12 protein-coding genes and 1 rRNA gene are annotated in these 13,861 nt (G+C 30.5%); 7 read left to right on the top strand and 6 right to left on the bottom strand.

Annotated elements, in window-relative coordinates; all coding sequences use genetic code 11:
- Positions 1-58: 58 nt before the first annotated feature.
- A complete protein-coding gene (locus tag H0I27_RS11355; RefSeq protein WP_218730820.1) occupies positions 59-1,153 on the top strand; it encodes an alkene reductase in 1,095 nt (364 codons plus the stop codon).
- A gap of 128 nt (positions 1,154-1,281) precedes the next feature.
- Here H0I27_RS11355 and H0I27_RS11360 read toward each other — a convergent pair whose 3' ends face one another.
- The gene (locus H0I27_RS11360; protein ID WP_218730821.1) at positions 1,282-2,289 is read right to left on the bottom strand and encodes a 3-oxoacyl-ACP synthase III family protein; all 1,008 of its coding nucleotides are present in this window, start codon (positions 2,287-2,289) and stop codon (positions 1,282-1,284) included.
- Between the two features lie 180 nt (positions 2,290-2,469).
- On the opposite strand from H0I27_RS11360, the gene htpG reads away from it, so the two are divergent.
- The 6 genes from htpG to H0I27_RS11390 all read left to right on the top strand — a co-directional run bounded on the left by htpG (position 2,470) and on the right by H0I27_RS11390 (position 8,098).
- Positions 2,470-4,374 (top strand): molecular chaperone HtpG, encoded by a 1,905-nt coding sequence (gene htpG, locus H0I27_RS11365; RefSeq protein WP_218730822.1) that lies wholly within the window; start codon positions 2,470-2,472, stop codon positions 4,372-4,374.
- A 185-nt stretch (positions 4,375-4,559) separates the two neighbouring features.
- Positions 4,560-4,907, top strand: a complete 348-nt coding sequence (locus H0I27_RS11370) for a cupin domain-containing protein (RefSeq protein WP_218730823.1) — start codon at positions 4,560-4,562, stop codon at positions 4,905-4,907.
- A 397-nt stretch (positions 4,908-5,304) separates the two neighbouring features.
- A complete protein-coding gene (locus H0I27_RS11375) occupies positions 5,305-5,934 on the top strand; it encodes a hypothetical protein (RefSeq protein ID WP_218730824.1) in 630 nt (209 codons plus the stop codon).
- Between the two features lie 182 nt (positions 5,935-6,116).
- Complete coding sequence (locus tag H0I27_RS11380; RefSeq protein ID WP_218730825.1) at positions 6,117-6,626, top strand: DUF3124 domain-containing protein; 510 nt, start codon at positions 6,117-6,119, stop codon at positions 6,624-6,626.
- A gap of 38 nt (positions 6,627-6,664) precedes the next feature.
- A complete protein-coding gene (locus tag H0I27_RS11385) occupies positions 6,665-7,561 on the top strand; it encodes a neutral zinc metallopeptidase (RefSeq protein WP_218730826.1) in 897 nt (298 codons plus the stop codon).
- A 21-nt stretch (positions 7,562-7,582) separates the two neighbouring features.
- On the top strand, positions 7,583-8,098 hold the full coding sequence (locus tag H0I27_RS11390) for a GNAT family N-acetyltransferase (protein ID WP_218730827.1): 516 nt from the start codon (positions 7,583-7,585) through the stop codon (positions 8,096-8,098).
- Positions 8,099-8,171: 73 nt separating this feature from the next.
- Here the strand turns inward: H0I27_RS11390 and H0I27_RS11395 are convergent, their stop codons facing one another.
- The 5 genes from H0I27_RS11395 to rrf all read right to left on the bottom strand — a co-directional run bounded on the left by H0I27_RS11395 (position 8,172) and on the right by rrf (position 13,763).
- Positions 8,172-8,906 carry a hypothetical protein gene (locus H0I27_RS11395; RefSeq protein ID WP_218730828.1) on the bottom strand — a complete coding sequence of 245 codons (735 nt, stop codon included), beginning with the start codon at positions 8,904-8,906 and terminating at the stop codon, positions 8,172-8,174.
- A 111-nt stretch (positions 8,907-9,017) separates the two neighbouring features.
- Positions 9,018-10,340 (bottom strand): dihydrolipoamide acetyltransferase family protein, encoded by a 1,323-nt coding sequence (locus H0I27_RS11400; RefSeq protein ID WP_218730829.1) that lies wholly within the window; start codon positions 10,338-10,340, stop codon positions 9,018-9,020.
- A gap of 420 nt (positions 10,341-10,760) precedes the next feature.
- The gene (locus H0I27_RS11405; protein WP_254713081.1) at positions 10,761-11,201 is read right to left on the bottom strand and encodes a DUF5362 family protein; all 441 of its coding nucleotides are present in this window, start codon (positions 11,199-11,201) and stop codon (positions 10,761-10,763) included.
- 140 nt (positions 11,202-11,341) lie between these two features.
- A complete protein-coding gene (rocD, locus tag H0I27_RS11410; RefSeq protein WP_218730830.1) occupies positions 11,342-12,583 on the bottom strand; it encodes an ornithine--oxo-acid transaminase in 1,242 nt (413 codons plus the stop codon).
- Between the two features lie 1,070 nt (positions 12,584-13,653).
- Positions 13,654-13,763: ribosomal RNA gene (gene rrf / locus H0I27_RS11415) — 5S ribosomal RNA — on the bottom strand.
- Between the last annotated feature and the right edge of the window lie 98 nt (positions 13,764-13,861).

Below are 13,861 nucleotides of genomic sequence, written 5' to 3' on the forward strand. Positions count from 1 at the left end.
TTAGCTTTCTATTCCTTTAATTTTGTGTAGATTTAACAATAAAAAAAGTCAACATAAAATGAGCAAGCAACAATTATTAACTCCATATAATAAAAATATTAATCTAAAAAACAGGGTCGTAATGGCTCCCATGACACGTAGTAGAGCAAATAACGAAGGCAATGTAGCTACGAACGAATTACATGGTTTATATTACGAGCAACGTGCTTCTGCAGGTTTAATTATTACAGAAGGATCGCAGGTATCTAAAGATGCAGTTGGTTATATTCATACTGCAGGAATATATTCTGATGAACAGGTAGAAGGTTGGAAAAAAGTAACCAAACGTGTACATGACAAAGGAGGAAAAATCTTTATTCAATTATGGCATGTTGGTAGAATATCTCATCCAGAATTTCATAATGGTGAATTACCTCTTTCAGCATCGGCCATAAACCCAAACGCACAATCTTTTACGCCAGAAGGTTTTAAAGATACGGTTACACCAAAAGAAATGACAGTTGAAGATATTAAAACTACGGTTAACGATTTTAAAAATGCAGCTGCAAATGCAGTAAAAGCAGGTTTTGATGGCGTAGAAATTCACTCTTCTAATGGTTATTTATTTCATCAATTTTTTACAAACTGTTCAAATAAAAGAACAGATGATTATGGTGGAAATACAACAAACAAAACCCGTTTCTTTTTTGAAGTTTTAGATGCAATGAAAGAAGTAATTCCTCAAGAAAAAATAGGGGTACGTTTCAATCCTTCTCTAAACGGTTTGTTTGGCATCAATTTAGACGAAGAAACCATACCAACTTTTGAGTATATTATTAAAAAACTAAATGATTATAATTTAGCATACGTTCATCTTTCAGAACCTTTTACAGATGTTTCTGATGTTCCTTTTGCTGTTACTGAAATTGCAAAACATTTCCGTCCGTTATATAATGGAACGCTAATGATTAACACTTCGTTTGATAAAGAAAAAGGAAATAAAGTACTTGAAGATGGAGATGCTGATTTAGTGGCTTATGGTAAACCTTTTATTTCTAACCCAGATTTAGTAGAACGTTTTGAAAACAACTTAGAATTAGCTGAGTGGAATCAAGATACTTTTTATACTCAAGGACCTAAAGGTTATACAGATTACCCTAAAGCGAATAAATAAGTAGTTTTTTTTTAAAAAATAGTTTTTAATACTGTTTTAGAAACTATAATAAACAACAAATGCCAATATAAGTTTATATTGGCATTTGTTGTTACTTAAAATTTGGATTGTTATTTGCGACTAAATTATTACCATCTAATAATTACACTTCCCCAAGTAAATCCACTTCCAAAAGCAGCTAAAACAACTAAATCGTTGTCTTTTATTTTACCTTCTTCCCAAGCTTCGGTTAACGCAATAATTACAGAAGCAGCAGTTGTGTTTCCGTATTTTTGAATATTATTAAAAACCTTGTCATCAGACAATTTAAACATCTTTTGTATAAACTGTGCGATACGTAAATTTGCCTGATGTGGAATTAACATATCAATATCTTCTTTCTCTAACTTATTTGCTGCTAAACCTTCTACAATTGCTTCAGAAAAACGTGTTATGGCGTGTTTAAAAACAAACTGACCATTCATGTAAGGAAAGTATGAAACATCATCCGGATCATTTCTTTCAATAATTCCTGGGACCCATTTTCCGGTAGACGGACCTTCTAAAACCAATTCTTTTGCATGTTTTCCTTCCGAATGTAAATGAGAAGATAAAATTCCTTTTCCTGCTTCTTCACTTCTAGAAAGTACAGCAGCTCCTGCTCCATCACCAAAAATAACCGAAATATTTCTTCCTCTTGTAGATTTGTCTAATCCTCCAGAATGATTTTCAGCACCAATTACCAAAACATTTTTATACATTCCTGTTTTAATAAATTGATCTGCAACAGACATCGCATAAATAAAACCAGAACATTGGTTACGTACATCTAATGCAGGAATTGTTCCCATATCTAACATTTCTTGCACTTGCACACCACCTCCAGGAAAATACATATCCGGACTTAAAGTTGCAAATACTATAAAATCGATATCATCTTTTGTTAACCCAGCTCTTTCAATTGCTATTCTAGATGCTTTTGCCCCCATAACTGCCGTTGTGTCTTCTGTTTTTGGGTCTATCCAACGTCTTTCTTTAATTCCTGTTCGTTCCTGAATCCATTCATCTGAAGTTTCCATAAACTCTTTTAAGTCGTTATTGGTAACAACATTCTCTGGAACATAATACCCAAGTCCCGTTATTTTTGAATTATACATAATTATATATTGTTTTTTTGATTTTTTGCAAACTCTTAATACGTAAAAGTACTAATTTATAAAAATAAACGAAAGAGTTGCCATTAAAATAATATTTATGTCATCTTGTCATAAAATTCTCTTTGGTATTTTTTTTGAATAACCTTTATCAGAATAATAAATTAATAAAATAAACATAAAATGGCAAAAGGAAATATTAATGTATCAGTAGAAAATATTTTTCCACTAATTAAAAAATTCTTGTACTCAGATCACGAAATCTTTTTACGTGAATTAATTTCTAACGGAACAGATGCAACTTCTAAACTAAAGCATTTAATTGCTATTGGTGAAGCTAAAACTGAATTAGGTGATGCTAAAATTGAAATCAGCATAGATAAAGAGGCTAAGACAATAACTATTAAAGATCAAGGTTTAGGAATGACTGCAGATGAAGTTGAAAAATACATCAACCAAATTGCATTTTCTGGAGCTGAAGAATTTTTAGACAAATATAAAGACAACGAAGCTGGTATTATTGGTCATTTTGGACTAGGTTTTTACTCTGCTTTTATGGTTGCAGAAAAAGTAGAATTAATTACAAAATCTTTTAAAGATGAGCCTGCTGCTCATTGGACTTGTGATGGTTCTCCAGAATTTACACTAGTAGAAAGCGATAAAGCAGACAGAGGAACTGAAATTATTTTACATGTTGCAGAAGATTCTTTAGACTTCTTAGAAGAAAGTAAAATTGGAGGTTTATTAAACAAATACAATCGTTTTAACCAAGTGCCAATTAAATTTGGAACAGAAGAAATTAACGATCCTGAGTTTACACCTGCAACTACAACAGATGCTGATGGGAAAGAAACTACAGAGCCTCATAAAAAAATTACAGTTGATAATATCATCAACAACACAGAACCTGCTTGGACAAAAGCGCCTGCAGATTTAAGTGATGAAGATTATGAAAACTTCTACAGAGAATTGTATCCAATGCAATTTGAAGAGTCATTATTCCACATTCATTTAAATGTAGATTATCCTTTTAACTTAACAGGTATTTTATTTTTCCCTAAGTTATCTACCTCAATGGATATGCAAAAGGACAAAATTCAATTATACCAAAACCAAGTTTTTGTAACGGATAATGTAGAAGGAATTGTTCCTGATTTCTTACAAATGCTAAAAGGTGTTATCGATTCTCCAGACATTCCATTAAACGTTTCTCGTTCTGGTTTACAGGCAGACGGAGCGGTAAAGAAAATTTCTGGTTACATTACTAAAAAAGTAGCCGATAAATTATCTTCTATATTCAAAAAAGACAGAGCAGATTTTGAAACAAAATGGAATGATATTAAAGTAATTATTGAGTACGGAATGTTGTCTGAAGATAAATTCTTTGACAAAGCGAAGAAATTTGCATTGTACCCAACAGTTGCAGACACATATTTTACGTTTGATGAATTAATTGAAAAAACAAAAGATTCTCAGACTGATAAAGAAGGAAATCACGTTCTTTTATATACATCAAACAAAGAAGCACAACACAGTTATATTCAAGATGCAACAGCAAAAGGATATGAAGTATTGTTATTAGATTCTCCTATTATTTCTCATTTAATGCAGAAATTAGAAGGTGGTGATGCTAAAGTAAAATTCTCTAGAGTAGATGCAGATCACGTAGATAATTTAATTAAGAAAGACGATAACGTAATTTCTAAATTATCTGAAGATGAAATTGCAACTTTAAAACCAATTATTGAAGGTGCCGTAAATTCTAAAACATATACGGTTCAATTAGAAGCGATGGATTCTGCTTCTTCTCCGTTTATGATTACAGTGCCAGAATTTATGCGTAGAATGAAAGAAATGCAAGCTTCTGGTGGTGGTGGAATGATGGGAATGGGTAATTTCCCAGACATGTATAACTTAGTTGTTAATACAAACAGCCCGTTAGTTGCTGATATTTTAAATAATAAAGATGAAGCTGCTCAGAAAGGTTTAATTTCTCAAGCTTTTGATTTAGCTAAATTATCTCAAAACCTTTTACATGGTGAAGAGTTAACAAACTTTATAAAACGTTCTTACGCGTTAATCAAGTAATAACACGTCATTACGAATGAGGAACGAATGAAGTAATCTGTTTCTTTAAATTTACAGATTACTTAGTACCTCGCAATGACTTATAAGACCAAAACCTCTCTGTGTATTCAGAGAGGTTTTTTTGTTTTAAAACAACTATGAAACTTTAAATGTTTTTGTAAATTAGACAGACTATTTAATTAATTATGAAACTCGTACACACAAATACATTACCAGAAATTGGCACAAGTCACGATGAGAATATCATGAAAAAAGTATTTATAGAAAGTGGAGAAATTCCTCAATTAATGATGTTTGGTGCTGCCACACTTACTCCTGGACAAGCTGTAGAAACGCATAAACATGATACGATGTACGAAGTTTTTTATATACAATCTGGTAAAGCAGAATTTATTGTGAATGATAAAAAAATGATTGTAGTTCCCGGAGATTGTATCACAATTGAGCAAGGAGAATTACACTCAATGAACAATCCATTTTCAGAAAACGTAACTTGGGTTTATTTTGGAATTGCAACAGACATACAAGACTAATTTTAAAGATTCCTTTTAGCTTTTAAAAATACGTTTTCTTAATCATCATAAAGCTGCTTTAAAATCTACTTTGTAAATTCTAAGTCATTTTTTTCTGATTAAAATTGTAACTAAACTTAACTTTTTTTACTGCTGATAAAAACCACAAACCTCACTATTCATTCAGTGAGATTTTTTGTTTGATTTTGTCAGGAAAAAAGGGTAAATTCGTTTAACTTCTGATAAAATGAATTGAAACTTATTTTATTATTGGAGTTGTGGGTAATACTGAAATACCATTGTATAAATTGATATTTTATTGAAAAAGAAAAACTATATAGGAAATGCTTTTGAAGAATTTTCACAAAGTCTAAGAGTACTTTTAGAGGCAGACTATTATGCACGAGAATTAATATTTGTGGATAGATCTGAGGCAATCGGAAATATTGAAACAGCTTTGACTAATGTATTAAACTCATTTCATAGCCTTTATGATGCAATTAATAAACAATTGCAAGAGAAACCTATAGATTGGTATAGGACTGGTTCTTTAGCTTTTATTCTTGCGATACGTAATGCTAGACATCATAACCATGCTAATAGAATTAGGACTTTATATACTTACCATCTTCAAGAGGCAAAGAATTTTCAAACGATGGAACAATGTGTATTGATTGACTTCACTTCTCCTGAAGAAGAAGCAGATACTTTTGATGTTTATGTATCATGGGAAGATATTGGAGAATTGATTTCTATGCCAAAAAAAATAAGCAAGATTACAGATGATACATCTTCTGAAATTATGAGCTATCTAAATTCTGAAAAATTTCCCGAATATACCAGAATGTATAATTTAAAAGAGGGAAAAGTGTTTTTGAATATTGTTCCATTAATAGTTAATGCTGCAATTGCAATTGTTCCTTTAATAAAAGATTATTGCAATTCTAATACAACCGAATCTAATACTTTTAAAGAACTGTTCTCAAATATAAAACCTGCAGATACAATAAATCATGATGTTAATTGTGGACCTTTTGTTTTACCATAAATAATAGATAAAAAAATACTACCCACAACAATGTATAAAAATAATAGCAGAATCAGTGATGAATTCAAGGGGTGTAGACCACTTCAACTTTCTTGTAACTTGACAATAAAGTGCCAGTAGTCGGCTACTATTCTTATACTGAACGTTAAACGAACCACTTCAATTTCTTCAAAGAAAATAAAATGAAAAACTACACATTACTAATAGTACTTAACTTACTGCTTTTTAATTGTACAGATAAAAAAGAAGTAAGCTCTGTAGATTTTAAAAATTGGTCTAAAAGACACTTAGCAATCAACACGAAAGATTCTTTAGAGTACGGTAAATCTTATCTTTCTGTGTACTCACAAATTTACAGTGTATCAGAACATAAAACCCATAGTTTAACTGCTATGGTTAGTTTGCGGAATACAAGTGACAAAGACACTATCTATTTGTTAAAAGCAGAATATTACGATACAAAAGGAAAACCTGTACGTTCTTATTTTGATAAAACAATCTTTTTAGCTCCTTTAGAAACTACAGAAATTATCATTGATGAAGTTGAAAAAAATGGAGAAACGGGTTCTAATTTTATTTTCGAATGGAAAATACCAAAAGATTGCCCAGAACCTTTATTTGAAGGAATCATGAATTCTACCAAAGGTCAACAAGGATTGTCTTTTACAACACAGTCTAGAAGAATTAAATAAAAATAAATAGTAAATTTATCTTTTTAAAATGATATTTTATGAAGTGGAAAGGAAATAGAAAAAGTTCTAATGTAGAAGACAGAAGAGGCGCCTCTTCTGGCGGGAGTTCTGGTGGTTTAGGTAGTTTAAGTCCTATGATAATTGGACTTTTATTAAAATTAGTGACTTCTAAAAAAGGATTAATTATTGTTGGTATTGTATTAGCTGTCATGTATTTTACAGGCAATAATCCCTTAAACTTTATTACAGGAAATACTGGGAATCAAATAGAATCTTCAACTACTTACAAAGGAACAGCTAAAGAAAATGAGTTGGCAGAATTTAGCAACCAAGTTTTAAGAAGTACAGAAGATGTTTGGAACCAAATTATACAAGATTATAGAGAACCTACTTTAGTTCTTTTTACAGGCTCTGTGAATTCTGCTTGCGGAAGTGCTTCTAGCGCAACCGGTCCTTTCTATTGTCCTGGTGATGAAAAACTATACATAGATTTAAGTTTTTTTGAAGAAATGGAAAGAAACTTAAATGCTCCTGGAGATTTTGCACAAGCGTATGTAATTGCACATGAAGTTGGTCATCACATTCAAACCATAACAGGTATCAGTAAAAAAGTACAAGCTTTACGAGGTAAGGTGAGTCAAACAGAATACAACAAATACTCTGTTATGTTAGAATTACAAGCAGATTTTTACGCTGGTGTTTGGGCGCATCATTCTCAAAAAGATAATTTAATTTTAGATGACAATGATTTAGAAGAAGCATTAAACGCTGCAAATGCTATTGGAGACGATCGTTTACAAAAACAATCTACAGGACGCGTAGTTCCAGACTCTTTTACCCACGGAACTTCTGCGCAAAGAATGCGTTGGTTTAAAAAAGGTTTTGATACTGGCGATGTAAACCAAGGTGATACTTTTAGTGCAAGTTCTTTATAACTTTTAATTTATTACTCCTATATGATTTCAATTAAAAAAGCAGCTTTAGAAGATGTTAAAGCATTAGCTAAAGTTGGTGAAAAAGCATTTTTAGTTCCACATAAAGAAGCCATTTCTAAGGAAATGATGGATGCTTATATTAGTACTAGTTTTAATGAGCAAAACTTAATTGAAGAGATAACCAATAAGAAGTTTCAATATAATTTAATTTTTAAAGGTGATGTTTTAGCTGGTTATTCTAAGATTATTATCAATTACAAAAACGAAAACATAAAGGAAACCAATGTTACAAAAATGGAACGTTTGTACTTATTGGAAGAGTTTTATGGAGCAGGTTTAGGTAAACAATTATTTACACACAATTTAGAGTTAGCCAAACAACAAAATCAAAAAGGTATTTGGTTGTATGTATGGGTAAAAAACTACAAAGCAATCGATTTTTACAAAAAAGCAGGCTTTAAAAAAATAGCAGATTATGATTTTCCTGTTTCTAAAACAGAAACGAGACCTAATGATGTTTTTTATTTAGAGTTTTAAGATTATAATAACCTCATAAAAAAAGCTTCAGAATACATATCTGAAGCTTTTTTATTTCCTTAAAATAAGAAGGTTATTTTTTAACCATTGTCATTGTAATTTTAGACTTCAATTCTTGTCCGCTTACTGACATATTCATATCAATTGTAGAGTTTTCAGGAATTCCAGAAGCTTTATCAATATTCATATTTCCAGAAATTTTTCCTGTTGCCATACCAGAAACATCACCAGATAAGTCTAAAACAACTTTATCACTTGATATTGACTTTACAGTATATAAAAAATCCATTTTCATACCTTTTTCTTCTTTAGTCATTGTCCAAGTACTACCAACACTAACAGCTTCTGTAGGATACACAACATTACTAGATTGTTTTGCCATATCTTCTACTCCAGGGATACTTGGCTCTACTTTTACTTCTAAAATTTCACCTAAGTTATTTCCTTTAGCATAAATAAGAGCACTTAACATTGGTCCCATTTGAGCTTTCATCATCTTACCAGTATCATCTAACTCTTCATCACTTTTAGTAGAATCAAAACTCATTGCTTGTCCACCTTGTAACATGTCCATAGTCATTTTAGTGAATTTCATTTCACTATCATAAGTATCATCCTTTACATCTAAAACTTTTATATCCATATTAATAAGCATTCCCATAGACATTACAGTTCCCATTTCTTGAGAAATGTTCATTTCAACATCATAAGTAGCTCCTTTTTCATAGTTTAATCTAAGTAATGCAGCATCTTGCGCTAAGCTTAAGTTTGCAGAAATAGCTAGAAATAAAATTAACAATTTTTTCATTTTTTAAAATTTAGTTTTATAATTATTTATATACAACGAATATAATATTTTGAAACAAAAAAACGCTCACAAATTGTGAGCGTTTTTAGTATAATTGTATTTATTTTAAAACTAGAAGTCTTGGTTTATGTCCCAAGCTTCTAAAATATCTTTTAAAGTTTTAATAAACATACCACCTAAAGCACCATTTACAACTCTATGATCATAAGAATGTGATACAAACATTTTTTGTCTAATTCCTATAAAATCACCTTCTGGAGTTTCTATAACCGCCGGCACTTTTCTAATAGCTCCTAAGGCTAAAATAGCAACCTGTGGTTGATTAATAATTGGTGTTCCCATAATAGAACCAAAACCACCAACATTTGTAACTGTATAAGTTCCTCCTTGTATATCATCTGGCTTTAAAGCATTATTTCTTGCTCTATTAGCTAAATCATTAACTGATTTGGTAATTCCTACCAAACTAAGCTGATCTGCATTTTTAATGACAGGAACAATTAAGTTTCCATCTGGTAACGCAGCAGCCATTCCTAAATTAATATTTTTCTTTTTAATAATGGTATCACCATTAACAGCAATATTAATTAAAGGATATTTTTTAATTGTAGTAGCAATTGCTTGCATAAAAATTGGTGTAAAAGTTAATTTCTCTCCTTCTCTTTTAAAGAAAGCATCTTTAACCTTATTTCTCCAATTTACAATATTGGTTACATCAATTTCTATAAATGATTGTACATGTGCAGAAGTCTGTATAGAATCTACCATGTGCTTAGAAATCAATTTCCCCATTCTACTCATTTCTATTATTTCATCTTCTCCATTTACAGAAATTGGTGCTGCTTTAGCAACCGTTTTCTCTATTTTTTTAGGAGCTTCAGCTTTAACAGGAGCTTCTGATGGTGTTTCTTTAATAACTTCACCTCTATTTTCTATATAAGAAAGGATGTCTTCTTTAGTAACTCTATCATCTTTACCCGAACCAGAAATAGATTCTAATTCGCTCATAGAAATACCTTCCGTTTGTGCAATATTTCTAACCAAAGGTGAATAAAACTTACCAGAATCAGAAACTTTAGCAATTGGTGTAGAAACGGTGTCAACAGCTTTTTCAATCGTTTTTTCTATCTCTACCACTGGAGACTTTTCTGCATTTCCAGATGCAGCAACTGGTTCTGCACCAGAACCTTCTCCTTCTATTTCTATAATTGCAATGGTTGCTCCAACAGCAACAACATCATCTTTTTCAAATAAAATTTCTATTAATGTACCAGCAACTTCAGAAGGAATTTCTGAGTCTACTTTATCTGTAGCAATTTCTACCACAGCTTCATCTAATTCAATGGTATCTCCAACTTCTTTTAACCAAGAAGTTATCGTTGCTTCTGCAACACTTTCTCCCATTTTAGGTAATTTCAATTCAAATCTCGCCATTTTATCTAATTTTTCAGTATGCAAAAGTACTAAAAATCGTTGATTTTATAGTGTTTTTAATCTAATAAAAAAATGAAACTACAAAACAAACTTTACATTATCCATAATAAAACTTATTTAAAATTTAATTTTGATGAATTTAATGTAACAAAAAATTAATTTTAATATATTTTACACAATATTGATTACCAATACAACTTTTATTTATGTAAACATAAAATAGGTAATCAACTTAAACAAGCTACTTTAAAAAGTTAAATAATTAAAGATTATAATAGTATCCATAAGTTTTAAGAGAGACAAAAGAAATAAAAATGATTTTTAGCTATACAAATGTCCTTTTTAAATTTATTGATTTCCTATAATATTTAATTTCAACATTTAAATAATTCAAGAAACATAAAAATTTAAAATACAATTCTAAAGTCCACCAAAAACTGCAGCAACAATTAACAAAGCATATAAGGACATGGTTATAATAGTAAAAACTCCTATAAACTTATAGTGAGATTTTAACATCTCAAAAGCTTTAGCTAAAGTTTCATCATTTTTTGTAGACAATGCAGTTTTCATTTTATTAGAGAATTGTAATAAGTAATACACCGGAAAAAAATAAATAATGGCTAGTACCAAATAAGTTACTGTCATTGTTAATCCTAAACTCTCAGGCATACCAGGTTGCATTTTACCTGCCAATTCGAAAATAGTTGTAGCAAAAACAGAAAAAACAAGCATGATTGCAATTAAGATAAAACCAATAATTGACAAGAATTTTGCCCATTTAGCTGTTTCTTTTAAAAAATTCTTAGAAGCCTTAGTTATTGTAAGCTGTTCTAATTGAGTAATAGGATTGTGTATCATAAAATGAATTGTAAGGTTTCGTTTTTTCAAAAATAAACAAAAAAATGAAGCCACGAATTCACAATTAAAAATTTGTGTATTCGTGGCTATAATAATATTTAAAAAATCATTCCTTTTTAGGAATAACTAATTATATTAAGTTATTTAAATTCAGAAATTGTATTTTTAATAATTGAAATACAATCCATTAATTGTGCTTTATTCATCACCAATGGTGGTGCAAAACGGATAATATTTCCATGAGTAGGTTTCGCCAATAAACCATTCTCTTTTAATTTCATACAAATATCCCAAGCTGTAGAACTATCTTCAGAATCATTAATTAAAATTGCATTTAACAAACCTTTTCCTCTAACCGATTCTACTAAATGGTTGTTTTTACAAAACTCAGTTAATTCAGCTCTAAATATAATACCTAAAGCTTCTGCATTTTCCGCTAAGTTTTCTTCTGCAACAACTTCTAATGCCGCAATTGCAACAGCTGCCGCCACAGGGTTTCCTCCAAATGTAGAACCATGATTACCAGGTCCAATAACATCCATGATATTATTATTCGCTAAAACAGCCGAAACAGGATATGCACCACCACTTAACGCTTTACCTAAAATTAAAATATCTGGTTTCACATTCTCATGATCAACTGCCAACATTTTACCAGTTCTTGCAATTCCTGTTTGCACTTCATCTGCAATAAAAAGAACATTATACTCTGCACACATTTTTTTTGCCGCAGCCAAATATCCTTCAGAAGGTACATAAACACCAGCTTCACCCTGTATCGGTTCTACCAAAAAAGCCGCAATATTATTACTACTTTCTAAAACCTCTTGTAACTCTTGTAAATTATCATATTCAATTTTGAGGAAACCTTTCGTGTAAGGACCAAAATTCTTTCTAGCAACAGGATCATTAGAAAACGAAATAATAGTAGTTGTTCTACCATGAAAATTATTCTCACAAACAATAATCTCCGCCTTATTCTCTTTAATTCCTTTTACTTCATATGCCCATTTTCTAGCAATTTTTAAAGCAGTTTCAACCGCTTCAGCACCAGTATTCATTGGTAATAATTTGTCGAAACCAAAAAGTTCTGTAGCAAATTTCTCATACTTACCCAATACATCATTATAAAATGCTCGCGAAGTTAAAGTCAAGGTTTTAGCTTGATTCACCATTGCATCAACTATTTTCGGATGACAATGACCTTGATTTACAGCAGAATATGCTGATAAAAAGTCATAATATTTTTTTCCTTCTGCATCCCAAACATAAACACCTTCACCCCTACTTAAAACCACAGGAAGTGGATGATAATTATGTGCTCCATATTTGTTCTCTAATTCAATCGCTTCTTTCGAAGTTAATTTGTCTAAAACAGTCATTTTTTTTCGTTTTAAATGTTTATAATAAAATAACCATTCCTGTTCTACCTTTATCTTTTCAGCAAATACTGAAAACTCAGCGTGGGAAAGAAATCATCCCCGAAGTTTAGCAAAAGTAATCAATTAATAACTTACCTTAAAAATTATTTGGGCGTTACCTAAGGGTCGTGCTTTACACTATATCTTTTTTGTATTTAGTTTATAAAAAACATACCTCAGGTAATTATTTTATTTCATTACTAATAACAACAGTTGTCAAAAAAGGATGCCGTTTCTATCACTAACGCAAAAAGATATTGAAAATTTATAATAAGTGTTTGAAAATGGAAATTAACAAAGTTATTCATTATAATATTAAAAGTTAATTTGTCATTTCGAATTTTTAAGAGGAATCACATTAAGAAAGTTAAGCATAGTATTATCAATTAAATGAAATATCATAGTTAGTACTCTTTTGTAATGATTTCACACACTGCCAGTCAAAACCTTTACGTTTAGTAAAATAAACCAAGGCTATTGATTCCAATATTAACACTCAGTTTGTCTTTTCTAGCTTTTGGGTGAGAAATCACATAAAAAAGTAAAGTATTGTGTAATCAAGCATATGAGATTTATCCTAAAATTTGAATGACAATTTAGAAGATTTCATCTCAAGTTCAGATTACAAAAATAACTATGATTTAAGTTTAGAAAGAAACAAACTCAATTACAAAGAAAAAAGATTTACTAAAATAAGTTGAAATTAACAAAAGTGACAAAGATTAAGAATTCGCTACTGTCATTTCTAAGGAGTATACAAAACTAAACCTTTACGGTTAGTACAATAAACCAAGGCTTAATCTTCAAATATTTACACCTAATTTATCATTTCAACTTTTTGTAAGAAAACACCTAACAATATAAAGTAGTGTATGATCAAGAGTATAAGATTTTTCCTTCCATCAAATGATAAGTTAGATGATTTTATGTAATTCATAGATTACAAAAAAGGTTATGTTTTCAGTTTATTACAAAAAAAAACCTCAATTCATAAGAATTGAGGTTTAGGATCTTGAATATTCAAGATTAAAGAAAGGCGGCGACCTACTCTCCCACATAAATGCAGTACCATCGGCGCGATTGGGCTTAACTTCTCTGTTCGAGATGGGAAGAGGTGAGCCCCAATGCTATAACCACCCTAAAATTTTCAGCTAAATAATTTTAACTGTATAAGTTAACATATGGTAAAATAATATCTAAATCGTCTAATAAATAAAGAGGTTCTGCTCCCGCCTTTCG

This window comes from Polaribacter sp. HaHaR_3_91, from assembly GCF_019278525.1.
In the GTDB taxonomy this organism is placed as follows: domain Bacteria; phylum Bacteroidota; class Bacteroidia; order Flavobacteriales; family Flavobacteriaceae; genus Polaribacter.

Coding starts and splice junctions, on each gene's coding strand:
- H0I27_RS11355 (WP_218730820.1), top strand. CDS start 59: ATGAGCAAGCAACAATTATTAACTCCATATAATAAAAATATTAATCTA.
- H0I27_RS11360 (WP_218730821.1), bottom strand. CDS start 2,289: ATGTATAATTCAAAAATAACGGGACTTGGGTATTATGTTCCAGAGAAT.
- htpG (WP_218730822.1), top strand. CDS start 2,470: ATGGCAAAAGGAAATATTAATGTATCAGTAGAAAATATTTTTCCACTA.
- H0I27_RS11370 (WP_218730823.1), top strand. CDS start 4,560: ATGAAACTCGTACACACAAATACATTACCAGAAATTGGCACAAGTCAC.
- H0I27_RS11380 (WP_218730825.1), top strand. CDS start 6,117: ATGAAAAACTACACATTACTAATAGTACTTAACTTACTGCTTTTTAAT.
- H0I27_RS11385 (WP_218730826.1), top strand. CDS start 6,665: ATGAAGTGGAAAGGAAATAGAAAAAGTTCTAATGTAGAAGACAGAAGA.
- H0I27_RS11390 (WP_218730827.1), top strand. CDS start 7,583: ATGATTTCAATTAAAAAAGCAGCTTTAGAAGATGTTAAAGCATTAGCT.
- H0I27_RS11395 (WP_218730828.1), bottom strand. CDS start 8,906: ATGAAAAAATTGTTAATTTTATTTCTAGCTATTTCTGCAAACTTAAGC.
- H0I27_RS11400 (WP_218730829.1), bottom strand. CDS start 10,340: ATGGCGAGATTTGAATTGAAATTACCTAAAATGGGAGAAAGTGTTGCA.
- H0I27_RS11405 (WP_254713081.1), bottom strand. CDS start 11,201: ATGATACACAATCCTATTACTCAATTAGAACAGCTTACAATAACTAAG.
- rocD (WP_218730830.1), bottom strand. CDS start 12,583: ATGACTGTTTTAGACAAATTAACTTCGAAAGAAGCGATTGAATTAGAG.